31 protein-coding genes are annotated in these 22,941 nt (G+C 59.5%); 22 read left to right on the top strand and 9 right to left on the bottom strand.

Going from position 1 to position 22,941, the window contains the following annotated elements:
• The first annotated feature begins 9 nt into the window (after positions 1 to 9).
• The 11 genes from RUGAMON1_RS12475 to RUGAMON1_RS12425 all read left to right on the top strand — a co-directional run bounded on the left by RUGAMON1_RS12475 (position 10) and on the right by RUGAMON1_RS12425 (position 6,696).
• Positions 10 to 492 (top strand): SRPBCC family protein, encoded by a 483-nt coding sequence (locus RUGAMON1_RS12475; protein ID WP_445230811.1) that lies wholly within the window; start codon positions 10 to 12, stop codon positions 490 to 492.
• 291 nt (positions 493 to 783) lie between these two features.
• On the top strand, positions 784 to 1,566 hold the full coding sequence (locus RUGAMON1_RS12470) for a class I SAM-dependent methyltransferase (protein WP_445230810.1): 783 nt from the start codon (positions 784 to 786) through the stop codon (positions 1,564 to 1,566).
• Positions 1,567 to 1,715: 149 nt separating this feature from the next.
• Positions 1,716 to 2,276, top strand: a complete 561-nt coding sequence (locus RUGAMON1_RS12465) for a GNAT family N-acetyltransferase (protein WP_445230809.1) — start codon at positions 1,716 to 1,718, stop codon at positions 2,274 to 2,276.
• Between the two features lie 191 nt (positions 2,277 to 2,467).
• Entirely contained in the window at positions 2,468 to 2,740 is a 273-nt protein-coding gene (locus RUGAMON1_RS12460; RefSeq protein WP_445230808.1) for a hypothetical protein, read from the top strand.
• A gap of 71 nt (positions 2,741 to 2,811) precedes the next feature.
• Positions 2,812 to 3,237, top strand: a complete 426-nt coding sequence (locus RUGAMON1_RS12455; RefSeq protein ID WP_445230807.1) for a hypothetical protein — start codon at positions 2,812 to 2,814, stop codon at positions 3,235 to 3,237.
• Positions 3,238 to 3,316: 79 nt separating this feature from the next.
• Positions 3,317 to 3,778, top strand: coding sequence for a hypothetical protein (locus RUGAMON1_RS12450; RefSeq protein ID WP_445230806.1), 462 nt, complete (start codon positions 3,317 to 3,319; stop codon positions 3,776 to 3,778).
• Between the two features lie 365 nt (positions 3,779 to 4,143).
• Positions 4,144 to 4,437, top strand: coding sequence for a hypothetical protein (locus RUGAMON1_RS12445; protein ID WP_445230805.1), 294 nt, complete (start codon positions 4,144 to 4,146; stop codon positions 4,435 to 4,437).
• A 101-nt stretch (positions 4,438 to 4,538) separates the two neighbouring features.
• Positions 4,539 to 5,255, top strand: coding sequence for a hypothetical protein (locus RUGAMON1_RS12440; RefSeq protein ID WP_445230804.1), 717 nt, complete (start codon positions 4,539 to 4,541; stop codon positions 5,253 to 5,255).
• Between the two features lie 98 nt (positions 5,256 to 5,353).
• Positions 5,354 to 5,791 carry a hypothetical protein gene (locus RUGAMON1_RS12435; RefSeq protein ID WP_445230803.1) on the top strand — a complete coding sequence of 146 codons (438 nt, stop codon included), beginning with the start codon at positions 5,354 to 5,356 and terminating at the stop codon, positions 5,789 to 5,791.
• 124 nt (positions 5,792 to 5,915) lie between these two features.
• Entirely contained in the window at positions 5,916 to 6,146 is a 231-nt protein-coding gene (locus RUGAMON1_RS12430; protein ID WP_445230802.1) for a hypothetical protein, read from the top strand.
• Positions 6,147 to 6,264: 118 nt separating this feature from the next.
• Positions 6,265 to 6,696 (top strand): hypothetical protein, encoded by a 432-nt coding sequence (locus tag RUGAMON1_RS12425; protein ID WP_445230801.1) that lies wholly within the window; start codon positions 6,265 to 6,267, stop codon positions 6,694 to 6,696.
• A 180-nt stretch (positions 6,697 to 6,876) separates the two neighbouring features.
• Here the strand turns inward: RUGAMON1_RS12425 and RUGAMON1_RS12420 are convergent, their stop codons facing one another.
• The 4 genes from RUGAMON1_RS12420 to ygfZ all read right to left on the bottom strand — a co-directional run bounded on the left by RUGAMON1_RS12420 (position 6,877) and on the right by ygfZ (position 9,790).
• Positions 6,877 to 7,656 carry a transporter substrate-binding domain-containing protein gene (locus RUGAMON1_RS12420; RefSeq protein ID WP_445230800.1) on the bottom strand — a complete coding sequence of 260 codons (780 nt, stop codon included), beginning with the start codon at positions 7,654 to 7,656 and terminating at the stop codon, positions 6,877 to 6,879.
• A gap of 94 nt (positions 7,657 to 7,750) precedes the next feature.
• Positions 7,751 to 8,494 carry an NRDE family protein gene (locus RUGAMON1_RS12415; RefSeq protein ID WP_445230799.1) on the bottom strand — a complete coding sequence of 248 codons (744 nt, stop codon included), beginning with the start codon at positions 8,492 to 8,494 and terminating at the stop codon, positions 7,751 to 7,753.
• A complete protein-coding gene (locus tag RUGAMON1_RS12410) occupies positions 8,485 to 8,772 on the bottom strand; it encodes a DUF4936 family protein (RefSeq protein ID WP_445230798.1) in 288 nt (95 codons plus the stop codon). The genes RUGAMON1_RS12415 and RUGAMON1_RS12410 overlap by 10 nt, the downstream gene beginning before the upstream one ends.
• Position 8,773: 1 nt before the next feature.
• The gene (gene ygfZ / locus RUGAMON1_RS12405) at positions 8,774 to 9,790 is read right to left on the bottom strand and encodes a CAF17-like 4Fe-4S cluster assembly/insertion protein YgfZ (RefSeq protein ID WP_445230797.1); all 1,017 of its coding nucleotides are present in this window, start codon (positions 9,788 to 9,790) and stop codon (positions 8,774 to 8,776) included.
• Positions 9,791 to 9,945: 155 nt separating this feature from the next.
• Between ygfZ and mltG the strand changes: the two genes are divergently transcribed.
• Genes mltG through RUGAMON1_RS12380 form a run of 5 tightly spaced genes read left to right on the top strand, consistent with a single transcriptional unit; the run spans position 9,946 to position 13,596 of the window.
• Complete coding sequence (mltG, locus tag RUGAMON1_RS12400; protein WP_445230796.1) at positions 9,946 to 10,935, top strand: endolytic transglycosylase MltG; 990 nt, start codon at positions 9,946 to 9,948, stop codon at positions 10,933 to 10,935.
• Between the two features lie 14 nt (positions 10,936 to 10,949).
• Positions 10,950 to 11,573 carry a dTMP kinase gene (gene tmk, locus RUGAMON1_RS12395; RefSeq protein WP_445230795.1) on the top strand — a complete coding sequence of 208 codons (624 nt, stop codon included), beginning with the start codon at positions 10,950 to 10,952 and terminating at the stop codon, positions 11,571 to 11,573.
• Between the two features lie 42 nt (positions 11,574 to 11,615).
• Positions 11,616 to 12,650 carry a DNA polymerase III subunit delta' gene (locus RUGAMON1_RS12390; protein WP_445230794.1) on the top strand — a complete coding sequence of 345 codons (1,035 nt, stop codon included), beginning with the start codon at positions 11,616 to 11,618 and terminating at the stop codon, positions 12,648 to 12,650.
• Between the two features lie 10 nt (positions 12,651 to 12,660).
• The gene (locus RUGAMON1_RS12385) at positions 12,661 to 13,044 is read left to right on the top strand and encodes a PilZ domain-containing protein (RefSeq protein WP_036622204.1); all 384 of its coding nucleotides are present in this window, start codon (positions 12,661 to 12,663) and stop codon (positions 13,042 to 13,044) included.
• Positions 13,045 to 13,074: 30 nt separating this feature from the next.
• The gene (locus tag RUGAMON1_RS12380) at positions 13,075 to 13,596 is read left to right on the top strand and encodes a GNAT family N-acetyltransferase (RefSeq protein WP_445230793.1); all 522 of its coding nucleotides are present in this window, start codon (positions 13,075 to 13,077) and stop codon (positions 13,594 to 13,596) included.
• A 3-nt stretch (positions 13,597 to 13,599) separates the two neighbouring features.
• Here the strand turns inward: RUGAMON1_RS12380 and RUGAMON1_RS12375 are convergent, their stop codons facing one another.
• Positions 13,600 to 14,565 (bottom strand): alpha/beta fold hydrolase, encoded by a 966-nt coding sequence (locus tag RUGAMON1_RS12375; RefSeq protein ID WP_445230792.1) that lies wholly within the window; start codon positions 14,563 to 14,565, stop codon positions 13,600 to 13,602.
• Positions 14,566 to 14,693: 128 nt separating this feature from the next.
• Here RUGAMON1_RS12375 and RUGAMON1_RS12370 point away from each other — a divergent pair, with 128 nt between their 5' ends.
• The 5 genes from RUGAMON1_RS12370 (at position 14,694) to RUGAMON1_RS12350 (ending at position 17,852) form a co-directional block, all read left to right on the top strand.
• Entirely contained in the window at positions 14,694 to 15,473 is a 780-nt protein-coding gene (locus RUGAMON1_RS12370) for a TatD family hydrolase (protein WP_332852249.1), read from the top strand.
• 7 nt (positions 15,474 to 15,480) lie between these two features.
• A complete protein-coding gene (locus tag RUGAMON1_RS12365) occupies positions 15,481 to 16,152 on the top strand; it encodes an ankyrin repeat domain-containing protein (protein ID WP_445230791.1) in 672 nt (223 codons plus the stop codon).
• Positions 16,153 to 16,287: 135 nt separating this feature from the next.
• Positions 16,288 to 17,211, top strand: a complete 924-nt coding sequence (locus tag RUGAMON1_RS12360) for a class I SAM-dependent methyltransferase (RefSeq protein ID WP_445230790.1) — start codon at positions 16,288 to 16,290, stop codon at positions 17,209 to 17,211.
• A 60-nt stretch (positions 17,212 to 17,271) separates the two neighbouring features.
• Positions 17,272 to 17,520 (top strand): hypothetical protein, encoded by a 249-nt coding sequence (locus tag RUGAMON1_RS12355; RefSeq protein ID WP_217945244.1) that lies wholly within the window; start codon positions 17,272 to 17,274, stop codon positions 17,518 to 17,520.
• Positions 17,521 to 17,651: 131 nt separating this feature from the next.
• Positions 17,652 to 17,852, top strand: coding sequence for a hypothetical protein (locus RUGAMON1_RS12350; RefSeq protein ID WP_020703231.1), 201 nt, complete (start codon positions 17,652 to 17,654; stop codon positions 17,850 to 17,852).
• A gap of 12 nt (positions 17,853 to 17,864) precedes the next feature.
• Here RUGAMON1_RS12350 and RUGAMON1_RS12345 read toward each other — a convergent pair whose 3' ends face one another.
• The 4 genes from RUGAMON1_RS12345 to RUGAMON1_RS12330 form a co-directional block, all read right to left on the bottom strand.
• Entirely contained in the window at positions 17,865 to 18,524 is a 660-nt protein-coding gene (locus RUGAMON1_RS12345) for a glutathione S-transferase family protein (RefSeq protein WP_445230789.1), read from the bottom strand.
• Positions 18,525 to 18,548: 24 nt separating this feature from the next.
• Complete coding sequence (locus RUGAMON1_RS12340; RefSeq protein WP_445230788.1) at positions 18,549 to 19,007, bottom strand: SRPBCC domain-containing protein; 459 nt, start codon at positions 19,005 to 19,007, stop codon at positions 18,549 to 18,551.
• Entirely contained in the window at positions 18,994 to 19,350 is a 357-nt protein-coding gene (locus RUGAMON1_RS12335; RefSeq protein ID WP_445230787.1) for an ArsR/SmtB family transcription factor, read from the bottom strand. Before RUGAMON1_RS12335 ends, RUGAMON1_RS12340 begins: the two co-directional genes overlap by 14 nt.
• Before the next feature lie 65 nt (positions 19,351 to 19,415).
• Positions 19,416 to 20,558, bottom strand: coding sequence for a phospholipase A (locus RUGAMON1_RS12330; RefSeq protein ID WP_445230786.1), 1,143 nt, complete (start codon positions 20,556 to 20,558; stop codon positions 19,416 to 19,418).
• 152 nt (positions 20,559 to 20,710) lie between these two features.
• Between RUGAMON1_RS12330 and fusA the strand changes: the two genes are divergently transcribed.
• The gene (fusA, locus tag RUGAMON1_RS12325; RefSeq protein WP_445230785.1) at positions 20,711 to 22,822 is read left to right on the top strand and encodes an elongation factor G; all 2,112 of its coding nucleotides are present in this window, start codon (positions 20,711 to 20,713) and stop codon (positions 22,820 to 22,822) included.
• Positions 22,823 to 22,941 lie beyond the last annotated feature (119 nt).

Raw genomic sequence — 22,941 nt, 5'->3', positions numbered from 1 at the left:
AGCACAGCCATGACGCACATCGTAGAGAATTTCGATCCCAAGCTGGACCTGGTATTTGAGCGCGACATCGACATCGCGCCGGAGCTGGTGTGGGCCGCCTGGACCAAGCCGGAGCATCTGGTGAACTGGTTCACGCCGTCGCCGTGGAAAACGCTGGAAGCGCATTGCGACCTGCGTCCCGGCGGCCTGTTCAGCTCCGTGATGGCCGGGCCGAACGGCGAGCGCCACGACAATCGCGGCTGCTATCTGGAAGTCGTGGAAAACCGCCGCCTAACGTGGACCGATGCGCTGGGCCCCGGCTATCGCCCGACCGGCAACGCCTTCATCACCGCCGTGGTGACGATGGAGCCGCTGCCCAACGGCGGCACCCGCTACATCGCCTGCGCCCGCCACAAGGACGAAGCCACCGTCGAAGCCCACAAGCAGATGGGCTTCCAGGAGGGCTGGGGCAAGGCCCTCGACCAGCTGGTCGCCTACATGAAGCAGCGGTAACAATAGCGCCCGCCTTCACGGCCTATTTTCTCGCTTGCGTCTTGGTGAGCCTCACTTTCGGGGGGCGATCTTTGTCTTGCCGCTGTGCCTGATCGAAGTGGCGCTGATTGCCGGACCGATCTTTTCAAAAGCCGACAAAAGGTGCTGGGGATGTGCCCAGCTTTTATCGGCAGTCTCCTCGCGAAGGCATTTGATTCGCGAAAATATTAACTTGACGACAAGTAGGGCATGGTCGATGATTGCCGGGCGGCACGGCATGACGCCGTTGCCATCGATCCTGGAGACGACACAATGAAGACATTCATCCTGGCCGCCGGCTTGCTGGCGTGCAGCTTGGCCGGCCTCACGCAGGCCGCCGATGCGGCCGCCGATGCCCAGCTGCGCACGGCCATCGCAGGCAGCCACCGGAGTAGCACCAACGTGGCGCGCGATACTTGGCGCCATCCTTACGAAACGCTCACTTTCTTCGGCATCAAGCCGACCATGACGGTGGTCGAATTGATGCCGGAAGGCGGCTGGTACACTGAAATCCTGGCGTCCTACCTGCGCCAGGACGGCAAGCTGATCAGCGCCGGCCCCATATCCAGGACCTTGCTGGAGTCCAACCCGGCGGTCTATGACAAGGTCGTGCGGGCCGCCTTCAATCCGCCAAAGGCCATCTACAACTTCGCCCCAGCAAACAGCGTCGACATGGTGCTCACCTTCCGCAACGTGCACAACTTCGTCGAGCTGGGCGACGATAAGGTCAAGGACATGTTCAAGGCGCTGTACACCAGCATGAAGCCCGGCGGCGTGCTGGGCGTGACTGACCACCGCCTGCCAGAATCCACGCCGCAAGATGCCACGGCCACGAGCGGCTACGTCCACGAGTCGTATGTAATCAAGATGGCCGAGAGCGCCGGCTTCAAGCTGGCCGGCAAATCCGAGATCAACGCCAATCCGAAGGACAAGGCCGACCACAAGGGCGGCGTGTGGGCGCTGCCTCCGACCCTGACCAACGCCGCACTTGATCGCGACAAGTACCAGGCCATCGGCGAGAGCGACCGCATGACGCTCAAGTTCGTGAAGCCATAAACGGCCGGTGCTCGCTGCGGCCAACGTAAGGCCGGGCGAGTATTTGTGAATTTTTGATGTAGTGTCGCGCGTAGTCGTGGCCGAAGCTTCACCTTGCGGCTGAATCCGGCCAACAGCGGACCTTCCAATTAGCCTAAAATTTGTCAAATATGCAACTGATACCTTTAAAATCCAACACTGGAATTTCTATCGTTCCGGTCGTTGTAGAGCATGCGGAGGCGCTGGCATTGCTGGTGCAGGAAAATGCTGAACACCTTTGTAAATATCTGCCTGCGTTATCAGGTTTGTCTTCCGTTGAAGCAGCCAGGGCTCATCTATTGGCCGCTGTCGAACAAGCTTCTACTGGTGAAATATTCGAGTGGCATATCTTCGTAAACGAAACCCTATGTGGCGCCATCCGGCTCAAAGATATTGATGAAAGGGACAGGAAGGCAAAAATCGGTTACTACATAGCGCTTAAATTTTCAGGCAGAGGGATTGTTACTTCAGCCGTGCGTGCCGTCCTCACCCACTGCTTTGGACAATTGAAGTTCAACAGAATTGAACTCCGATTCGCCGCCGGGAATGAACCTAGCCAACGAGTTGCGGAGCGATTAGGATTCGTGCGTGAAGGAATCCTGCGGCAGGAGGAGTATCTGAATGGGGTGTTTGTTGACCAACACGTGTATGGATTGTTATCTATCGACTTTACGGTGCCTGCACATAGCTGAGTTTTGCGCCAATCAGAGCCTGGTTGATGTCGCTAAAGTACCTGAATGACGGCTTTAGGGCGACGTCAGTCTAGCTGACAAAGCGTGAGCCTTACGTATGAGCAAGGTGCTATCCTGGCCGCAGTCGGCTGCGTTCGGCCAGAAGCCGCCGGTCATCAGCGGCGTTTTTATATAAATTTGTAGGAAAAGAGATGAAGCAGGTTCTGCCCCATATTGAAATCGGACTGCACAACGATGAGCATGTCGTCGTCGTTGTGGGCGATTATGAGTTGGCTGACTTCATCGAAGACTACCTGTGCGAGGAATGCGACTTACCCTACGATTACCGGACTACAGTCGAACGGCCTGGAGGAGAAATTATCACCTTACATTTCCCTGCATCGGCGTTATTGCAGGAAGTTAGAGATAGCCTTACCAAGTTGTCCTCAGACGAAATTGAGGACATCTATCGCCTCAACAACTAAGCGTGAACATGGCGCGTAACGGCTAGAAGCGGCCGCTCGTGAGCAGATGAATATTTGATTGTGGGGTTTCCATGCAGACAATTTACGATTTCACCGCTATGGACGATAGTGGGATTGCACTATTTGTTCAGAATCATCTTAAAGACTTTGGTGAGCCGAACAGCGAGGGTAAACAGGGTGAAATCTTGAAAAATATTGAGCATGGATACGTTGTTGAACGGCTCCCTCATGGCTTTGCGATAATTAACCCAGGGCTAGATGATGATGGAGACGCAACTCTAGTCTATCTGTATGCGGCAATTCCGCGCCAAGGGGTTGGGAAGACGCTGATTGAACGGGTTCGTCAGCGTTATGGAAAAACAAAACGGATAATCTTGCTTTGCTATGGCGAAGAGCGCCTGAAATATTTTACGAAAAACGGTTTTGAAGTGTTAAAAAATGATGGGGATGAAGTTTATGCTATGGGATATCCTCCTAGCGTGCCTTTCCAACCCTGAACGCGCATGGGCTGTAGTCGGCCAATAGCAGACGGTCGCCTAAATCATAAAGACGCGGTAAGTCATAAAGGAGATTCAGTTGTTTGGACTGAGGAAAAAGCAGCCACCCGAGTCCGATGTCGCGAAGTTCCTAACCCAAACTGAGCGGCTTATCGCTCTTCTCGATGCTGAGAGCGAAGAATTTTGGCGCGCACGGATTGCTAGCGCCATTTCGAAGGTTCGCAACGCAGATTGGCAGGGCTTCAACGATTTCCTATCAGGGTATGGTACTTCCGGCTCCTTCAACGAATGTTCCGTTAGGACGGGCGAATGGCAAGGCGAGAACCACATTTGGGCGCCAGAAGATAAATCGAAATACCTAGAATTTGAAGAGTTGAAGGGCTCCGCATATGGTCTTGCGCGCAGACTTTCCCGACTAACCGCGCCGTCTATCAGCGAGTCACTCGCCGAAGCATACCGCCTTGCCTCGCTCCGGACAAAAGCACTTTTGTGGCTAATGTTGCTACTATTGGTCGGGGCATTTATTGTCGGTCGCCCCTGAAACAAGCGCTAATCGGCCAGTTGCCGACGTTCGTATGGCAGGTAAATTAAGTTTTGATGAAAGTACTTAGAGGATGGGCGGTGCTATAGGTTTGGTTCTTTTAATAGGTGCGGTAATTGGAGCGCCACCTTTTTTCTTACTTTTTTATGCTATCTACGAGCAGCAAAAAGTGGTTGGTTTACTAGGAATGTGCGTTTCATTGTTGGCATTTTTTTCGTCGATCTTCGCTCTATTTTTAATTTTCCGTTAGCGGCCAAGAACGGACTCAGCATTTCGCAATTAGGACCAAAGTGGATCAATCGACACATCGAATTGCTGCGCACGACGAGCGCTTGATTTTGGCTCGGCGGTCTGGCGAGTTACTTATGTTGCTGTCGAGCCGATTGCAAGACAAAGATCGGCTAGCTGAAGCTATCAGGTCCAGTTCATTGATCATGGAAGTGGTTGAAGGAAAACTTGAACTGCCAGTCAAAGGCTTGCAATGGCTCAGAGAAGTCGAAGCGGAGATCGGTGGCATTGATTGGTATACTCCATCTCTTCTGCTTGAAATCGCTCTCGAATTCGAAACACATATAGCTGGCGCTATGCCATCGCAAGCTTATGAGAATTTAGCCAATTTGGAACTGCGAGTTCGGAAGGAACTTGGTGCCGAACGATAAATGGTACCCTCAGCAAGCGGACGGATTCGTCAACCAGGCGAACGAGTACAATCGGCCACAAGCGGGCGCCACATTGAGATTTTCGAATTCTAAGAAAAACCATGAACAAAATACTCGAAGAGCGCTACGCTGAAGTATTGGCGGATATAGACCCGAGCTTTCTGGACCATGAAGTGGCAAAAAGTCGAAAGCTGTCTACGCCATTTCTAGTTAGTGGTCCTCTAGATCCGGGGGCACGAAAAATCATGGTCATAGGTAGGGAGTTCGGTGGCGATGGCTGGCGCATCAAGTGCGGGGGCGGTCCTATGTTGTACGTTACCGAGGCCCTCAACAGGCATCGAGTATTCTATAGCAAGCAAATGGCGAAGAAGAAAATGGATAGGGGTGTCACTTTTTTCAACTTTATGCGCACATTAGGTGCGCGATTCGGGCATGAAGGGCTCATTTATTCGAACCTGCTCTGCATTGATTCTGAGGGTAAAGATCCGAGTAAGTCGGAGCACTTCTCCTCGATCAAGTTGCTTTCCAAGCGGTTGCTCGATGTGCAACTCGATTGCTTTAAGCCTGACGCAATTATCTTCGCAAACGGTGCGAGCACCGTCAGTGTCCGGCGCGAATTTTTCCCAATTAATGGAAAAGATAAGGTGTGTAAGAACCTTCGCAATTGGGAAGAATATGGCATAGCCAAGGATCATCTCTGGGAGTTCGAACTTCTTGATAAATTCCGGTGTTATAGGATTCAGCATCCAGCCACAGTTAAAGGGCGCGTCCAGGCTGAGGCGGCTCGACGTCATTTACTGGAAGTACTTGCGATCTGACCAGATGAGTCAGACTAAATCTGAGTGCCATCATCCGAGTTCGGCCATAACCAGACATACTTATGAGACTTGAAGTTCAACACCCAGCCGACCGAAATATGCTTCAGCAACTGCTCCCGTTGACGGAGACGGTGTACTACCTACACGAGTCTGGACAGCAGTACACAAGCGAACTAAATCAGATTTCTCGACTTCTCGGTCGAGTTGTGGGGAAAATGGATGTTCTCGGTGCTTTCGGCTCAATTCCTGCCAATGAATTTGCAAAGAGATTGGCGATAGATTGGGGCTCGATTCCAAAAGACTTTTCAGACTTGGAGCTCTTAGAGTTGTTTGATGCCATTTGCGCGGTCCGTGGAGGCGAGGCAACTCTGGAATACTGGATTCGGTGCTTAGCCGTCAACACTGGCGACGTCCGAGTGTCAGACCTCATTTTCTGGCCTGACCAATACTTTGGTGTCGAATATGACGGCCGAGAACTTACCTCCGCCGAAATGTTGGAAGTCGCGCTTCGTCATCGGACGAAAGCTCATATTTAATCCTGACGTGACGCCCAAATCGGCCATTACCGGCCCCTGGCGAATAGGTCCGATTTGAATTTAAATAAGAAAGTGCAGAAGAACCATGGGCGTATGGCAGGTGTTGGCAGTGGGTTGGAGCTTCATGAAAAGTGGTAAAGAACAGGACTGCGAAATCGCTGGATTTGTTCGTGCCGATGATCCCGATGATGCCTTCTCAAAAGCCTGCGCTTTAGCGAACGTGCTTGCTCCAGAGCTTTTGCAGGCAGTGGGACCTTTCCCACGTCCGGTAATCAACGCCGAAGAGATTCAAGAAGTACCTGAAACTGAAGGTCTGGATATAGATAAGGTCGAGGTATATTGGATCGAAAAGTGAGCAGACGCTCTCTCAGCTTGCAAACGGCAAAAAAAGGCCATTGCAGAAACGAAACCATGCGTTTATAAACACAACTATGCAAATAAGCTCTTTCAAAAATATCCGCTTTTGGATAACTGTGTTCTTAAGCACCGCAGCGGGGATAAGTATTGCAATTGCAGAAGATGCGGGCTTCACTCATGCAGCTACTTTATTCCAAATACTTGGATTGGTTGGTGCAATATATTTTATTACCGTGGCCTTCGTTTTGCCCTATCAGCAGCTTAAAGTGTTTACGGGTGGTTTTAGTTTCACTAATAACGGTGATCATTATGAAGTTCAGTGGTTAGATGTGATCGAAATTCATGTATGTAAGGAAAATCGCCAACTTGAATGGATAATCTCGACGAAGCAACATGGTTTTATTTGCATAATGGATGACGAGTATCTCTACCGACGCAGATTGAGAAAAGGCGCAGCTGATCACTTGCATCACTTCGACGAAGCAGCGCTCCAACAAGCTATTGAAAGCAATGCTGATGGTTCTTGGAAATGCTTTGCGATAACCTGATTTATTGTTTTATCGCGTCTTTGCCGACCGTCCGCAACGGGGCGGAAGCCGTCTGTCATCTGACGCGTTGTGCCAGCTAAGGTTTGAGTACAGACTAGCATTTCTTGCTACGCAACAAGGTAGCAGAGTGCAAACAATTTACAGCCGCCCTGGCCATAAACGCAATAGAGCGGGTGTCGGCTAGTTGCCGTATTTTTTGAGCAGGGCGCTCAGGCGGGCAGGACCGTGCGTGCCATACCATTGCCAGATGGCTTCGGCCTGTTGGCGGTTTTGCTCGTAGTAGGTTTGGTTGAGGGCCAGCCAGGCCGTGGTCGAGAACAAGGGCTTGTTGAGTCGCGTGAACTCCTTGCCGTAGCGCGCCGCCACGGTGGCGTCCATGTCGTCCTGCGACGCCAGCGACACGGCGAAGCCGTCGATGCGGTGGCGGCGCAGCTTTTCGAAATTGGTGTCGGGATTGGCGGCGCCCTGGTCTACCTCGACGCCGCGTTCGCGCAAGGCCTTGATGTGCGGCGCGCCGTGCGACAAGCCGATGATACGTCCGCGCATGACGACCGCCGGGTCGCCGTTCTTGGGCAGGCCGTCGCTGGTGCGCACGAACACTACGCTATGCAAGGCCAGGCCGCGCGCGGGGTCGGGCTTGCCACGCTTGTCGAGCGGGTAGACGATATGCGGCGACGGGCCGACCACCTCGGGAGAGAACAGCGAGGTGGCGTCGATCTTGCCGCTTTCCATGCTGAGGCGCAGGCGCGGCGGTGGCATGCGCACCATCACGGTGGTGCAGCCGGCGCTGGCGGCCGCTTCGCGGGTCAAGTCGGCGAGCGCGCCGGCGGCCGGCTTGGCTTCATCCGGGCCGACGCCCAGGTAGTAGGGCGGTACGGCCTGGTCGGTGTAGCCGAAACGCAGCGGCGCGCAGGCAGCGTCGGCTTGCCCGGCCGGCAGGGCAAGGAAAGAAACAGACAACAGCGCAGACAACAACGGCGATACACGCATAGGCGTTTGGCAAGTGATCAGCCTGCGGCGAGCCGGGGTGGCCGTGCGCCAGCAGGTCTGCTTGCTAGTGTATCAGCATCTCTTGCAAGGTCGCAGGTGCGTCGGCGTAGAGCTTGACCACGGTGGAGGTGCGGGTGCCGTAGCTCGGGCTTTCGATCCGCACCGCCGACAGCATGCGTTCCAGGTCCAGCGGCACGCCGGTTTCCGGCAGGCGCTGGTCGGGCGCGGGCGTGGTGTCGGCCAGCATTTCGAAGTAGGCGTCGTCCGGCGCTCCCAGGCACAGCAGGCTGGCGAACTGGGCTTTGGTCTTCAGCACCTTGGGCCAGGGCGCGTCCAGCAGCGCGTTCGACAGGCCGTACACGCCAGGCTCCAGCGGCTTGCCGTTGCGCGGGTCGTCGTCGCCGCGGTTGGAGAACCAGATCAGCGTGTCGCCGTCGCTCAGCACCAGGTTGAAGCCGTTGTAGGCGCCGGCGTCGGCGCGGATGGCGTCGACGTATTCCTGCGGCGTCATGTTGCCGGCCAGGTAGTCGGCCACCAGGTGGCCGCGCGAGGGCGCATCGTCGCGGTGTTCGGACGGCGCCCGGATGTTGGTGATGGCGGCAAAGCGCGAGGCCTTGCTGCCGGCCGCCGGCTGGGTGATGCCCATCCAGCTGCCGCCGGCCTGCAAGTCGCGGCCGGCGAAAATCTGAGGATGTTCCGGCCACGGGGCCGCCGGCGCGGTGGCGCGCTGGTAGAACTCATCACGGTTGGCGGCCGCCACCAGCGGTACTGCAGGGATGACCCGCCAGGCAAAAACGATCAGGCACATGTGACTAAATCCATAAACAATTCGGTGTGACGCGGTCCGGCGGTCCAGGCGGACAAACCGGCCAGTTCGACGGCCTTGTCCAGCGCGGACGCGAAGCCGGCCGGCGTGGCGGCATACACTTCCATCCACGTCTGCTTGCCGTCCTTCGCTTCCGGACGGCGCTTGAGCTGGCACGCGACGCCATGCCGCGCGCCCAGCGCCGCCTGCATCGGGACGACCGCCGCCAGCAAGGACGCCGCATCGGCATCCTTGACCTGATAGTAAATGTAGAGATCCATGCTAGAGATCGAGTGGGTCCAGCACGTAAGGCATGTCGAGGAAGGTCAGCGGTGCGCCGCCGGCCGAGCCGAGACGGACCGAGGCCGCTTCGATGGCGGCCAGCTTCATTTCGACCAGCGCGTCGATGCCGCCTTTGCCGTTGGGGGCGGCGTTGACGACCATGCCGCATGGTTGCTCGGGATCGGCGGTGGCGAACACTTCAACGCCAGCGGCCGCGGCCGCGTCGGCGATGCTGACCAGCGTGGTGCGCCGCTTGAGCTTGCCCAGATACTGGCTGCGGGCGACGATTTCCTGCCCGGGATAGCAGCCTTTCTTGAAATTGACCGCGCCCAGCAGCTCGAAGTTAATCATCTGCGGGACGAACTGTTCCTGCGTGGCCTTGGTAATCTGTGGAATGCCGGCGTGGATTTCCGACAAATGCCAGGCATCCGTGCGGCCGACCGACAGCTTGGCCGCCAGTTCGGGCGCCACCGTCTGCGCCACTTCGGCCGACATCAGCCACTGGTAGCGCGGCGCGCCAAACGCATCGGCCACGCGGATCAGCGTGCCCAGCGGATGGTCGACCTTGGTGAACGGTTGCGCCGGCAGCGGGTCGAACCAGTTCTGCAGCGCGGCTTCGGCCATGCCGCCGCCCAGGCCCAGCACCACCTGATTGGCCGGCGACTCGCTCGCGTCGCTGAGTTTGGTCTTGGCGCGCAGCACGAACATCGCCAGGCGTTTCTGCACCGGCGCCTGGATCTCGCGCGGCAGTTGCAGGAAGATGGTGCCGGCGTTACGCCACATCAGGAACGAGGCCAGCAGCCGGCCCTTGGGCGAGCAGTAGCCGGCCAGGCGCACTTCGCCCAGGCCCAGGTGCTCGACGTCGTTGGTCAGCTGGTTGTGCAGGAAACTGGCCGATTCCTCGCCGTCGAGCGCGATCAGGCCCTGGTCGCTGATGGGGGCGACAAAGCCCACGGCGAGCTGGGTGGTGGTCAGCGCCTGGGCTTGCTGAGCTAAAAGTTCATTCCAAGAAGACATAATTTCCAATAATTTGACGATTAAAGCATTATCATTACGGGCTCATTATAGTGATGTCGGACGGATCGCGTCGGATGCCGCGCAAAACGCGCACTGGCGGACTGTGCCAAGAAGTGGCAAGCTGTGCGACTTGTTCCAACCCTACGGCTTTAACAATGGCTTTTATCAAAAAAATCATCACCTTGTGCATCATGCTGGCAATCGCCGGCGGCGGCTATTTTATGTACTGGTCCCAGCACCCGATCATCGGCGACGAGATCGAAGCCATTGAATTCACCATCGCGCCCGGCAGCGGCGCCCACGCCGCCGGCCAGCAGATCGCCGAAGCGGGCGTGCCGATCGAGCCCCTGCTGTTCAACCTGCTGGCGCGCGTGACCAACAAGAGCGGCAAGCTGAAGGCCGGCGCCTACGAGCTCAAGCCCGGCACCACGCCGCTGCGCCTGATCGACCAGCTGGTGCGCGGCGAGTTCGCGCAGGAGCAGCTGACCATCATCGAAGGCTGGACCTTCCGCCAGATGCGGGCCGCCATCGCCGCCCACAAGGGCATGAAGCACGATACGGTCGCCATGTCGGACAAGGAAGTGATGCGCGCCATCGGCTCCGAGTACAAGCTGCCGGAAGGGCTGTTCTTCCCGGATACCTATCTGTTCGCCAAGGGCGCCAGCGATTTGCAGATCTACAAGCAGGCGCACGCCATGCTGCTGACCCGCCTGAACGACGCCTGGGATAAGCGCGATCCGGCGCTGCCATACAAGACGCCGTACGAGGCGCTGACCATGGCCTCCATCGTCGAAAAGGAAACCGGACAAAAGTCCGAGCGCGGCATGATCGCCGGCGTGTTCGTCAACCGCCTGAAGCTGGGCATGCTGCTGCAAACCGACCCGACCGTGATCTACGGCATGGGCAACAAGTACGACGGCAAGATCCACAAATCGGATCTGGAGACCGACACCCCTTACAATACCTATACCCGCGCCGGTTTGCCGCCGACGCCGATCGCCTTGCCCGGCGTGCAGTCGCTGGCGGCGGCGCTGGCGCCGGCCAAGACGCAGGCGCTGTATTTCGTCTCCAAGGGCAACGGCACCAGCCAGTTTTCCGATAATTTGACCGACCACAATCGGGCAGTGAACAAGTTTCAAAGATAAGTTTTAGAGAATTCATGACTCAACACCGCGGTAAATTCATTACGTTCGAAGGCATAGACGGCGCCGGAAAATCGACCCACATCGCCTTCGTCGGCGACTATCTGAAGGCGCGCGGCGTCGACCTGGTCAGCTCGCGCGAACCGGGCGGCACGCCGCTGGGCGAGAAGCTGCGCGAACTGGTGCTGCACGAAAAAATGCACCTGGAAACCGAAGCGCTGCTGATGTTCGCCAGCCGCCGCGAGCACATCGCGCAAGTGATCGAGCCGGCGCTGCATCGCGGCGCCTGGGCCATTTCCGACCGCTTCACCGACGCCAGCTTCGCCTACCAGGGCGGCGGGCGCGGCATGGACCTGGCCAAGCTGGAAGCGCTGGAGCAATGGGTGCATCCGCACCTGCAGCCGGACCTGACGCTGCTGTTCGACGTGCCGCTGGAAGTGGCGCGCGCGCGGCTGGACGCCACCCGCTCGCTGGACAAGTTCGAGCAGGAAAAGGCCGATTTCTTCGCCTCCACCCGCAACGAGTACCTGCGCCGCGCCACCCAGTTCGCCTCTCGTTTCCGGGTGATCGACTCGACCCAGTCCATTGCGGACATCCAGGTCCAGCTCGCCGCCATCCTCGATGAAATGCTTGCACTTTAAAAGTATTGCATAAGCGCTTGTTTTAAAACAGAATACCAAACAATGAGCAATTCCATATATCCGTGGCAGGAAGCGTCCTGGCAGCAGCTGCAACTGCTGCGCCAGCGCATGCCGCACGCCATCCTGTTTCATGGCGCCGCCGGGATAGGCAAGTCCGACTTCATCGAACGCTTCGCCCAGGGCTTGCTGTGCGAGGCCGTGCTGCCGGACGGCCATGCCTGCGGCCAGTGCGCGTCCTGCGGCTGGTTCTCCCAGCAAAACCACCCGGACTACCGCCGCGTGCGGCCGGAGGCGTTGGAGGATGAGCCCGCCGCCGACGGCGAAGAGGGCGACGGCGAAGCCAGGAAGACCGCCAAGTCGACCAAGGCGCCGTCCAAAGAGATCAAGATCGAGCAGATCCGCAACCTGGCGGACTTCATGAACATTTCCACCCACCGCCAGGGGCTGCGGGTGGTGGTGCTGTATCCGGCCGAGGCGCTGAACATGCCGGCCTCCAACGCGCTGCTGAAGACGCTGGAGGAGCCGCCTCCGGGCACGGTGTTCCTGCTGGCCTCCAACAGCCTGGACCGCCTGCTGCCGACCATCCTGTCGCGCTGCCGCAAGTTCGCGTTGCCGATGCCGAGCCACGCCGAAGCGCTGGCCTGGCTGAAGTCGCAAGGCGTGGCGGACGCCGACAGCTGGCTGCGCGAGCAGGGCGGCGCGCCGCTGGCGGCCATGGCGCAGGCCGAAGTCGGCAATCGTGACGATCTGGAAGTATTGCTGCAGCTGCTGGCCCACCCCAGCGTGGAAGGCGCGTTGAAAGTTGCCGATAAACTGCAAAAAGTGCCGCTGAGTGCACAAGTTTCATGGTTGCAGCGCTGGCTTTATGATGTGTTTTCCTACAAACTGGCAGGTAACATCCGGTACTATCCGCGTTACCAGAAGGAACTGGCCAGCCTGGCCGCCAAGATCCACGTCAGCCGATTGCTGGCCGCGATCAAAGGCGCCAATGAGCGCCGCGCGACGGCCGATCATCCGCTGTCGCCCAAGCTGTTCCTGGAGGATATGTTGCTCGACTACGCCGCCTGCTGCGCCTGAAAGGGATTTAATGTCTGCTGCCAGCCCTCTCGACCCGAACACCGTGCCCGCCGTGGCACGGCCGACGGTATTGTCGCTGGCCATCAAGGAGAAGGCCGCGCTGTACGCGGCCTATATGCCCTTCCTGAAGAACGGCGGCATGTTCGTGCCGACCCAGAAGCCCTACAAAATCGGCGACGAGATCTACCTGATCCTGGCGCTGATGGACGATGTCAACAAATATCCGATCGCCGGCAAAGTCGCCTGGATCACGCCGCCCGGCGCGCATAACAACAAGGCGCAGGGCATAGGCGTGCATTTCCCGGAAGACGAAAGCGGCCAGCGCGCCCGCCTGCGCATCGAAGAAATCCTCGGCGCGGCGCTGCGTTCCTCGCGCGCCACGCATACGCTTTAGTTTCAAAAATACTCCCTCACCGTTTCCGACATGACCACAGCTTTCCGCCATCGCCTCGCCACGCTCGACGACTTGCCTGCCATCGTCGCCATCTACAACACCACCATCGCCTCGCGCGAGGTCACGGCCGATACCGAGCCGGTGTCGGTGGAGTCGCGCCTGGCCTGGTTCCACGAGCATACGCCGGAGAAGCGCCCGCTGTGGATCATCGAGCAGGCCGGCGACACGTCCAGCCAGCCGGAAATCCTGGGCTGGATGTCGTATTCGAACTTCTATGGCCGTCCGGCCTACTCGGGCACGTCGGAGATTTCGATCTACCTGGCCGAGGCCTGGCGCGGCAAGGGCGTTGGCGGCTACTGCATTGCGCAGGCCATCGCCCACGCGCCGGCCATCAAGGTGCACACCTTGCTGGGCTTTATCTTCGGCCACAACAAGCCCAGCCTGGGCCTGTTCGCCAAGTTCGGGTTCGAGACCTGGGCCAACCTGCCCAAGGTGGCCAATCTGGACGGCGTCGAGCGCGACCTGATCATCCTGGGCAAGCGCGTCGGCTGACCGTTATTTGAGCGCGCGGTCCACCGCCGCGCGGATCTGGTCGCTTGCGCAGGTCACCGCCGAATGGCCGCAATCGCCTTGCAGCACCGTGGTCGTGGCGCCGATCTGGCGCGCGAACGCCAGCGCCGGCGCCGGATTGACGATCAAGTCCTGGCGCGGGTTGATGATGTGGACCCGGGCTTTGACCTTCTTGGCGGCATCGTCGCCGATATCCTGCGCCAGGAAGGCGCGCATTTGCCAGCGCATGTCGTTGGCGTCGGCCGCGTCCGGGTCGTCCTCGACCGTCTCCGCGATGAATTTATCCACTTCGGCCGGCTTGGTCTTGGCCGCGCGGTAGGCCGGTGTATCGAAATTCAGTGAAAAGATCTGGTGATACAGCGCCAGCTTGGGGTTTTGCTGGTATTCGCCGTTGGCGTATTGCGGGTCGGCCAGCATGGCCGCCTCCTCGGTGCGCCAGAACAGCAGGTCGTAGCTGGTCTGGCGCGGCGTGCCGGCGATCGGCACGGCCACGTCCATGTAGCCGGGATGGCTGACCATCCACTGGAAGGCCTGGGTCGCGCCCATCGAGTAGCCGACGATGGCGTGGACGTGCTTGAGGCCCAGCTTCTCGCTCAGCAGCCGATATTCGGACTCGACCATGTCGCGCACATTGAAGGTGGGGAAGGCCGTGCCGTGCTGCGCCGTGCTGTTGGACGGCGAGCAAGCGACGCCGTTGCCGATCGCATCGATGACGATCACGTAGTGCCCGGCGGTATTGAACAAGCCCTTGGGACCCAGCAGCGACACCGCTTCGCTACTCTTGCCGGTGTGCCACGGCAGGAAGACGACGGCGTTGGAGCGCGCCGCGTTCAGCGTGCCGACGGTGCGGTAGCCCAGCTTGCAATCCTTGATGACGGCGCCGCTTTCGAGCCGGACGTCGCCGAGGTCGGCAAACTGCTGGGGTGGCGCGTCGGCGGCGGTGGCGGCCAAGGGCAGCTCAAGGGCAAGTGCGAGGGCAAGTGCGAGGGCAAACGGAAGGCGGCTGAACATCAGGCAAGCTCCTGAAGTGAATGGGAACGCCGATTCTAGGCCAGGCGCGCTTAGGTTACAATCACGGCATGTTTATCGATTCCCATTGCCACATCAATTTCCCCGAGCTGGCTGCTCGCATGCCCGAGATCCTGGCCAAAATGGCCGACAATAAAGTCACCCATGCGCTGTGCGTGTCGGTCGACCTGCCGGATTTCCCACAAGTGCTGGCGCTGGCCCACGAGTATCCGCACATCTACGCCTCGGTTGGCGTGCACCCGGATTACGAGGACACGCCTGAACCCACCGTCGAACAGCTGGTGGAGCTGTCCAACGACCCGAAGATCATCGCCATCGGCGAGACCGGGCTGGATTACTTCCGCCTGCAAGGCGACCTGGAATGGCAGCGCGAGCGCTTCCGCACCCACATCAAAGCTTCAAGAATCACGCGCAAGCCTTTGATTATTCACACCCGCAACGCCAGCGAGGACACCATACGCATCATGCGCGAAGAGGGCGCCGGCACGGAGGCGGGCGGTGTGGCCGGCGTGATGCATTGCTTTACCGAGTCGCTGGAAGTGGCGCGCGCGGCGATCGAGATGGGTTTCTACATCTCGTTCTCCGGCATCGTGACCTTCAAGAGCGCCAAGGATTTGCAGGCGGTGGCGCTGGAAGTGCCGCTGGAACGCATCCTGATCGAGACCGATTCGCCCTACCTGGCGCCGATGCCGCATCGCGGCAAGATGAACGAGCCGGGTTTCGTGGCCCACGTCGGCGAGTACATCGCCAAGCTCAAGGGCGTGCCGGTGGAGCAGGTCGCGGAACAGACGACTGCCAATTTCTTCAAACTATTCAACGTGGTAGCGTGAACTCTTGATGCTAAATCTATCCAAACGCCGCTTGCTGCTGGCCGCCCTGGCCGCCACCCTGACGATGCCGCTGCTGGCGGCCGAGCAGACCGAGGATGAAGTCGACCTGTTCCGGGCCGCGCAGCTGGACAACGTCTCGGGCGTGAAAAAATTGCTGGAGCGCGGACTGAGCCCCAATCTGCGCGAGCCCGGCGGCGAGACCGCGCTGATCATCGCAATGCGCTACGAAGCGTACCGGGTCGCGACCTTGCTGATGGACCAGCCCACCATTGACCTGGAAGCCAAGGCGCCCAACGGCAATACCGCGCTGATGATGGCGGCCTTCCGTCAAAACAAGGCGGTCGTGCTGGACATGCTCAAGCGCGGCGCGCAGGTGAACCAGAAGGGCTGGGCCGCCTTGCACTACGCGGCAGCGGCGGGCAGCACCGACATCACCACCATCCTGCTGGAACACCACGCCTACATCGACGCCGAATCGCCATCCGGCATGACGCCGCTGATGATCGCCGCTCGCGAGGGCCAGGAAAAAGTCGTGGAATTATTGCTGGAGCAGGGCGCCGACGCGACCCTGAAAGACGGCGGCTTCCACCGGACCGCCGCCGAGTTCGCGACCCACGCGGACAAGCCATGGATCGCCAAAACCATCAATGCCCACCTGGCCGCGAAGGCCGGGCGCTAGGGGCGTGCCGAATTGACAAGGCCCGAATTGGCGGGTTTTTGGCGCTTATCTCCGGGTTTGGCCGCTCAAGATTGTTGACGATAATGGATCCAGTGCATTGCCTCCAGACACAATGCGCATCAACCAAGGATATCCATGCTGAACGAACGCGAGATTGAAAGCTGCTATCTGGGGCAATTCATTCCAGTCCACTACCATCACAACATGCTGATGGACCAAAACCGTATGCACGGCTTCAAGTCGGCCATCGACTACGCGGTCAAGCCGGGCGCCAAGGTCCTGGAGCTCGGCGGCGGCACGGGCGTGCTGTCGTGGTTCGCGGCGGCCAAGGCGGACAAGGTGTATTGCGTCGAGTTCAATCCGGACATGGTCAAGGAGGCGCGCAAGATGCTGGCGCTCAATCCCAACGGCGAAAAGGTCGAAGTGGTCCATGCCGACGCCTTCGAGTACCTGCCGCCGGAGCCGGTCGATGTCGTCATCTGCGAGATGATCCACGTCGGCATGCTGCGCGAAAAGCAGGTGGAGGTGATCGAATCGTTCAAGCGCCGTTATATCGAGCGCTTCGGCGGCCCGCTGCCGGTGTTCCTGCCGGAAGCGGTCATCATGGCGGTCCAGCCCTTGCAGCAGGAATACGACTTCGAAGGCTTTTACGCGCCCATCGTGCAATTCCAGGAAACCAATGTGATTTATCCGGGCACCGTGGAAGTGGCGCAGCCGGCCGTGTACAGCATCATCGACTTCAACCAGCCGAATGACCTGGCCTACTCCTGGCAGGGCAAGTTCGTGGTCGAGCGCAGCGGCGAGATCAACGCCATGCGCTTCGTCACCAAGAACATCTTGGCCGTGGTGTCCGAGCGCTCCACCACCATCGACTGGCTCAACCACTACATGACGCTGCCGCTGGCCAATCCGGTCAAGGCGCGCGAAGGCGACGTGCTGCAAGTGAGCTTCCAGTACCGCGCCGGCGGTTCGATTCCATCGCTGCAAGCCTCGCTGCGCGCCGAAATCCTGTACGAAGCGGCGCTGCAACCGGGCAGCTACGTGCCGGCCTACGCTTAAAAAAGCTCTTCACGCGGGTCGTTCTGAAGCGTATATTTCGTCTTTTGCAGAAAGAAATATATGGAACAGAACGACCAGCGCTACCTCATCCAGCAGAACAAGATCGCCGACGGCGACCAGAAACCACCCGTATTTGCCAAAGTCATGCGCAGCAAGGAAGGCGCGTTTGAAGGCGTTTCCTTCATCAAATCGAAGGAAAAAGCTTCGATATTGACCATCGAACAAGCCAACCAGGCGATCGAATGGGCCGCCAAGAAGAAACCCAACGCCCACGAGTACATCACCAAGATCATCTGCGTCGGTCAATAATCCCCATTCATTCCCCGTTTCGCGCGATTGATCGCGGTTTTCTGCCGTTGGTCGCATGCCAATTGCCCGCCGGGGAGCGCCGCACTACAGTGACAGCATTGACAACGCATCAACTGGATCGGGAGCATCTCATGTTCGGATTTCTGCTGTGGCTGGTTTTGCTGTTCCTGTGCTGGCCGCTGGCTTTGCTGGCGCTGGTGCTGTATCCGCTGTTCTGGCTGATCACCTTGCCGTTCCGCCTGATCGGCATCGGCGTCGAAGGCGTGTTCGAACTGCTGCGCGCCGTGGTCATGCTGCCGGCGCGCATCCTGCGCGGTTCGCCCGGACGCTGATAGTCGCCGGCGTCAGTCGCGGTCCGGCGCACCCAGTGGAAAGTAGGGACGGAACCACCGTGCCTCGTCCACCGCGCGGGCGAACGAGGGGCGTGCAAGCAAGCGCGCACGGTAAGCCCGCAGCAGCGGAAACCGTTCGGCAATCGGGAATGTCCAATCCGCGTAGAACAGCGACGGCGCTGCGGCGCAGTCGGCCATCGTGAAATCCGCACCCGCAGCCCAAGTCCTGTCCGCGAGATGGCCTTCGAGCCATGCGTACGCCGATTCCAGCTTGCCCGCCGCGTAGGCCAGCCCTTCCTCCTTCTTCGCCGCATCGCCTGTCATTGCTTCGCCCACCGCGTGTTGCACGGGGCTCATGACATGCAGGTCGAAAAAACGGTCGAGAAAACGCGTTTCCAGCGCGGCCGCCGCATCCGCGGGGAGCAGGCGCACCGGCCCGGGATGGCTGAGTTGCAGGTGTTCGATGATGATGCTGGTTTCAACGACGTTGCGCTCGCCGTCCACCAGCAGCGGGAATTTGCGCAGCGGCCAGCGCCGTTGCCACTCGGCCATGTGCTGCGGCGTATCTGGCCCAATGGAACGGAATTCGAATGGGGTCTGATTTTCGTAAAGCGCGATCAGCACTTTCTGTGTGTACGATGAAAATGGATGTCCATATAGTGCGAGTGACATATTGAGAGTCTCCAGTCGTGTGAGTCAAGCCAGGTTTTGCCTGAGATAGGCCTCCAGATTGGCCAGGTGCTGCTTGCCACCCTCGAGTGCGCCGTATTTCTCGACCACCTCGTCGCGCGATGCCTTGTCGGGGAACAGCGAACGCATGGTGATCAATGTTCCCTTGCCGGTTTCCTGCAGGGTGACGCAGGCCTCGAACCACACTCGCTCGCCGTCGCCTTGGTCGTAGACCATCCTGGACGGCGGCGTGATTTCCTTGAATACCGCGTGGTTGGGATAACGGGTGCCGTCGGGGCCCACCATCTCAAAGGTCCAGGCGCCGCCGACGCGGAAATCCATGGTCACGCCTTCGTTGCGGAAGCCATCCGGGCCCCACCACTGGTTGGTATGCTTGGTCTGGGTTATGACCTCCCAGACCAATTCGCGGGGAAACGGCATTTCCCGCTCTACGACTAATTCGCGTTCGCTTTTACTCGTTGTCATCTCTTTCTCCTCGTTCTATTTGCAATGTATGCAGGTAATCTTCCAAGCGGTCCAGGCGGGATTCCCAGACCTTGCGTTGCTCCTCGATCCAGCCGGATGCTGTTTCAAGGCTGGCTTTTTCCAGACGGCAGGGCCGCCACTGGGCATTTTTGCCGCGGCTGATCAACTTGGCTCGTTCCAGCACTTTCAGGTGTTTGGTGATGGCCGGCAAAGACATGTCGAATGGCTGGGCAAGTTCGCCCACGGTGGCCTCGCCTTGGCCCAAGCGCGTCAACATTGCGCGCCGGGCCGGGTGGGCCAACGCCGTGAAGACCGCATCCAGTTGATTTTCGTATTTAACCATATGGTTAAATTAACCTGAAAAAGCCGCCCTGTCAACGGAATATGACAGGGCGGTTAGTTGTGCGGTTAGAAGTCGACCAGGAAACCCGCGCCGAGCGATTTCTGCGAGTAGTTGTAGTCGATCAGGCTTTGGCCATAGCCGCTGAAGGCTTGCAAATAGCCCTTCAGGTTGGCCAGCACAGGGAACGACCAGCCGGCCTGCAAGGCGCCGTGGCGGGTCGAGAAATTGCGGCGCGCCATCAGCGAGAACGTGTGGCCGTCGCTGCGGTAGCTCAGGTTCAGGTCGCCATGGCCGAGGTAGTCGGTGATGTCGATGTTGTCGTTGTCCGAGCGGGCGTTGTCCAGCCGCTTCCAGAAGCGCAATTGCGCCCCCAGTTTGCCGTGCTCGGCGCCCACCTCCGCATACACCCGGTTCCAGCTGCGCGACAGCGTGGACGTTTGGCCGTTCGACTGGTGCACCATGCCCAGCGTCAGATAGCGGACGTCGAGCGCGCTGCCCAGGTTCAGGCTCAGCGGCGTGGTCAGCATCAGCTCAGGCTGGTAGTTGGTTTCGCGGAACGGGCTGGAGGCGGCGCGGTTGTAGGCCTGCCAGAAACTGTTCTGGGTATAGCCGAACCACAGATCGACCGGCGTCTTGAGCACCTGTTCGATCAGTTTCATCTTGAAGCTGAGCTGGTAGGTCAGCTCCGTATGCTGGGACTTGACGCCGGCGGGCGTGAAATCGTCAAAAGGCGCATCATTGGAGCTGGTGCTGTAATTGGCCAGCAGCAGATAGGTGTCGCGGTGCGGGCGGACGTTGAACACGCCGCGCTTGGCCGAACGGTCCAGCTCCCACCACTGCACCATGCGCGAGACGGTGTCTTCCGGCGGGATGGTGGTGATCGCGGCGACCTTGGCCGGCAACACCGGCGCCGCGGGCGGCTCGGCCGGCTGGGTGCTGGAGGGCAGCGTCAAGGCGGTGGCGAGCTTGCTGATCTTGCCGGGATCGGGCACGCCGACCGCCGCGCCGCCGGCCGCCTGCAGCGCGGGGCCGGCCTTGGCCAGGCCGTCATAGCAGGCCAGACGGGCGCTGGCGTCGCCCAGCACGGAGCAGCGTTCGACGCGCAGTTCCAGATCGGAGGCCGTCGGCAGTGTTGCGGACTGGGCTAAAGCCAGAGCCGGGGCCAGGCCCAAGGACAGAAGCAGGGCGTGTTTTGTTGGAACAGTCATGGAGAACTTTCAGTTAAACTTGCTAGTTATTCTACAGCCTATATTAATTGCCTCTAGTCATGTCGCACGGCAGGAATAGCGCAGCTCTTGAAATTTGCATTAATCGCTACACTTGAGACTTCCTGCATTCATATTGCATCAAGGAGAGAATGATGACCCGCAAGACACCCATCGAGCGTTACCGCAACATTGGCATCAGCGCCCACATCGACGCTGGCAAGACCACGACCACGGAGCGCATCCTGTTCTATACCGGCGTCAATCACAAAATCGGCGAGGTGCACAATGGCGCCGCGACGATGGACTGGATGGAGCAGGAGCAGGAACGCGGGATCACCATCACCTCCGCCGCCACCACCGCCTTCTGGAAAGGCATGGCGGGCAATTTCGCCGAGCACCGCATCAACATCATCGATACGCCCGGCCACGTCGACTTCACGATCGAGGTCGAGCGCTCCATGCGCGTGCTGGACGGCGCCGTCATGGTGTACGACGCCGTGGGCGGCGTGCAGCCGCAATCGGAGACGGTCTGGCGCCAGGCCAACAAATACGCCGTGCCGCGCATCGCCTTCATCAACAAGATGGACCGCGTCGGCGCCGACTTCTTCCGCGTGCGCGAGCAGATCGCCACGCGGCTGAAAGGCGTCGCCATTCCGATCCAGATTCCGCTGGGTGCCGAGGACAACTTCCACGGCGTGGTCGATCTGGTCAAGATGCGCGCGATTAACTGGGACGACGAGAGCCTGGGCGTCAAGTTCACCTACGAGGACATCCCCGCGCACCTGCAGGCGCTGGCGCAGGAGTGGCACGACAAGATGGTCGAGGCCGCCGCCGAAGGTTCGCCCGAGCTGCTGGAGAAATACCTGGACGGCGGCGTGCTGACCGAAGAAGAGATCAAGGCCGGACTGCGCCAGCGCACCATCCGCAACGAGATCGTGCCGATGCTGGCCGGCAGCGCCTTCAAGAACCGCGGCGTGCAGGCGATGCTGGACGCGGTGGTCGAGTATCTGCCGTCGCCGCTGGATGTGCCGGCCATCGCCGGTCATGATGAGGACGACAATCCGATCGAGCGTCATCCGAGCGATAGCGATCCGTTCTCGGCGCTGGCGTTCAAGATCATGACCGACCCGTTCGTCGGCCAGCTGACCTTCTTCCGCGTGTATTCGGGCGTGGTCAATTCCGGCGACACGGTCTACAACCCGACCAAGAGCCAGAAGGAGCGCCTGGGCCGCATCCTGCAGATGCACGCCAACGAGCGCAAGGAGATCAAGGAGGTCTACGCCGGCGACATCGCGGCGGCGGTGGGCCTGAAGGGCGTGACCACCGGCGATACCCTGAGCTCGCCGGACCACGTGATCGTGCTGGAAAAGATGATCTTCCCGGAACCGGTGATCTCGCAGGCGGTCGAGCCGAAGACCAAGGCCGACCAGGAAAAGATGGGCATCGCCCTGAACCGGCTGGCGCAGGAAGACCCGTCGTTCCGCGTGCACACCGACGAGGAATCGGGCCAGACCATCATGTCCGGCATGGGCGAGCTGCACCTGGAAATTCTGGTGGACCGCATGCGGCGCGAGTTCAGCGTCGAGGCGACGGTGGGCAAGCCGCAGGTGGCGTACCGCGAAACCATCCAGAAGATGGCCAGCGATGTTGAAGGCAAGTTCGTCAAGCAGTCCGGCGGACGCGGGCAGTACGGCCACGTGGTGCTGACGCTGGAGCCGATGGAGCCGGGCAAGGGCTATCTGTTTGTCGACGCCATCAAGGGCGGCGTGGTGCCGCGCGAGTTCATCCCTGCGGTCGACAAGGGCGTGCAGGAAACCCTGCGCAGCGGCGTGCTGGCCGGCTATCCGGTGGTCGACGTCAAGGTGACGCTGACCTTCGGCTCATACCACGACGTCGACTCGAACGAGAACGCCTTCCGCATGGCCGGTTCGATGGCCTTCAAGGACGGCATGAAGCGCGCCGATCCTGTGCTGCTGGAACCGATGATGCAGGTGGAAGTGGAAACGCCGGAAGAGTTCATGGGCAACGCCATGGGCGACCTGACGGCGCGGCGCGGCATGGTGCAGGGCATGGACGAGATCCCTGGCGGCGGAGGCAAGATCATCCGCGCGCTGGTGCCGCTGGCCGAGATGTTCGGCTACTCGACCACGCTACGTTCGCTGACACAGGGCCGGGCGACGTACACGATGGAGTTCAAGCACTACGCCGCCGTGCCGAAGCACATCCTGGATCAGATCGCCGTGTCGTCCAAGGCGCGCCACTAATCCACACCGGGGTCAGATACCGTCTTGAATGACAAGCCCTTTCGATAGGTAATTGGGATCGAAAGGCTTGTCATTGTGTATCACCCCATAAATTAAGTGGGCCAGTTTGTGCATAACCG

Source organism: Duganella rhizosphaerae (genome assembly GCF_040364205.1).
GTDB lineage: Bacteria > Pseudomonadota > Gammaproteobacteria > Burkholderiales > Burkholderiaceae_D > Rugamonas > Rugamonas rhizosphaerae.
Note: the sequence above shows the minus strand (reverse complement) of the source record. Positions and strands in the feature narration are given on the sequence as shown.

Excerpts from the sequence above, each read along its gene's own strand:
- RUGAMON1_RS12475 (WP_445230811.1), top strand. The coding sequence starts at position 10 with ATGACGCACATCGTAGAGAATTTCGATCCCAAGCTGGACCTGGTATTT.
- RUGAMON1_RS12470 (WP_445230810.1), top strand. The coding sequence starts at position 784 with ATGAAGACATTCATCCTGGCCGCCGGCTTGCTGGCGTGCAGCTTGGCC.
- RUGAMON1_RS12465 (WP_445230809.1), top strand. The coding sequence starts at position 1,716 with ATGCAACTGATACCTTTAAAATCCAACACTGGAATTTCTATCGTTCCG.
- RUGAMON1_RS12460 (WP_445230808.1), top strand. The coding sequence starts at position 2,468 with ATGAAGCAGGTTCTGCCCCATATTGAAATCGGACTGCACAACGATGAG.
- RUGAMON1_RS12455 (WP_445230807.1), top strand. The coding sequence starts at position 2,812 with ATGCAGACAATTTACGATTTCACCGCTATGGACGATAGTGGGATTGCA.
- RUGAMON1_RS12445 (WP_445230805.1), top strand. The coding sequence starts at position 4,144 with ATGTTGCTGTCGAGCCGATTGCAAGACAAAGATCGGCTAGCTGAAGCT.
- RUGAMON1_RS12440 (WP_445230804.1), top strand. The coding sequence starts at position 4,539 with ATGAACAAAATACTCGAAGAGCGCTACGCTGAAGTATTGGCGGATATA.
- RUGAMON1_RS12435 (WP_445230803.1), top strand. The coding sequence starts at position 5,354 with ATGCTTCAGCAACTGCTCCCGTTGACGGAGACGGTGTACTACCTACAC.
- RUGAMON1_RS12430 (WP_445230802.1), top strand. The coding sequence starts at position 5,916 with ATGAAAAGTGGTAAAGAACAGGACTGCGAAATCGCTGGATTTGTTCGT.
- RUGAMON1_RS12415 (WP_445230799.1), bottom strand. The coding sequence starts at position 8,494 with ATGTGCCTGATCGTTTTTGCCTGGCGGGTCATCCCTGCAGTACCGCTG.
- RUGAMON1_RS12410 (WP_445230798.1), bottom strand. The coding sequence starts at position 8,772 with ATGGATCTCTACATTTACTATCAGGTCAAGGATGCCGATGCGGCGTCC.
- ygfZ (WP_445230797.1), bottom strand. The coding sequence starts at position 9,790 with ATGTCTTCTTGGAATGAACTTTTAGCTCAGCAAGCCCAGGCGCTGACC.
- mltG (WP_445230796.1), top strand. The coding sequence starts at position 9,946 with ATGGCTTTTATCAAAAAAATCATCACCTTGTGCATCATGCTGGCAATC.
- tmk (WP_445230795.1), top strand. The coding sequence starts at position 10,950 with ATGACTCAACACCGCGGTAAATTCATTACGTTCGAAGGCATAGACGGC.
- RUGAMON1_RS12390 (WP_445230794.1), top strand. The coding sequence starts at position 11,616 with ATGAGCAATTCCATATATCCGTGGCAGGAAGCGTCCTGGCAGCAGCTG.
- RUGAMON1_RS12385 (WP_036622204.1), top strand. The coding sequence starts at position 12,661 with ATGTCTGCTGCCAGCCCTCTCGACCCGAACACCGTGCCCGCCGTGGCA.
- RUGAMON1_RS12380 (WP_445230793.1), top strand. The coding sequence starts at position 13,075 with ATGACCACAGCTTTCCGCCATCGCCTCGCCACGCTCGACGACTTGCCT.
- RUGAMON1_RS12370 (WP_332852249.1), top strand. The coding sequence starts at position 14,694 with ATGTTTATCGATTCCCATTGCCACATCAATTTCCCCGAGCTGGCTGCT.
- RUGAMON1_RS12365 (WP_445230791.1), top strand. The coding sequence starts at position 15,481 with ATGCTAAATCTATCCAAACGCCGCTTGCTGCTGGCCGCCCTGGCCGCC.
- RUGAMON1_RS12360 (WP_445230790.1), top strand. The coding sequence starts at position 16,288 with ATGCTGAACGAACGCGAGATTGAAAGCTGCTATCTGGGGCAATTCATT.
- RUGAMON1_RS12355 (WP_217945244.1), top strand. The coding sequence starts at position 17,272 with ATGGAACAGAACGACCAGCGCTACCTCATCCAGCAGAACAAGATCGCC.
- RUGAMON1_RS12350 (WP_020703231.1), top strand. The coding sequence starts at position 17,652 with ATGTTCGGATTTCTGCTGTGGCTGGTTTTGCTGTTCCTGTGCTGGCCG.
- RUGAMON1_RS12345 (WP_445230789.1), bottom strand. The coding sequence starts at position 18,524 with ATGTCACTCGCACTATATGGACATCCATTTTCATCGTACACACAGAAA.
- RUGAMON1_RS12340 (WP_445230788.1), bottom strand. The coding sequence starts at position 19,007 with ATGACAACGAGTAAAAGCGAACGCGAATTAGTCGTAGAGCGGGAAATG.
- RUGAMON1_RS12335 (WP_445230787.1), bottom strand. The coding sequence starts at position 19,350 with ATGGTTAAATACGAAAATCAACTGGATGCGGTCTTCACGGCGTTGGCC.
- RUGAMON1_RS12330 (WP_445230786.1), bottom strand. The coding sequence starts at position 20,558 with ATGACTGTTCCAACAAAACACGCCCTGCTTCTGTCCTTGGGCCTGGCC.
- fusA (WP_445230785.1), top strand. The coding sequence starts at position 20,711 with ATGACCCGCAAGACACCCATCGAGCGTTACCGCAACATTGGCATCAGC.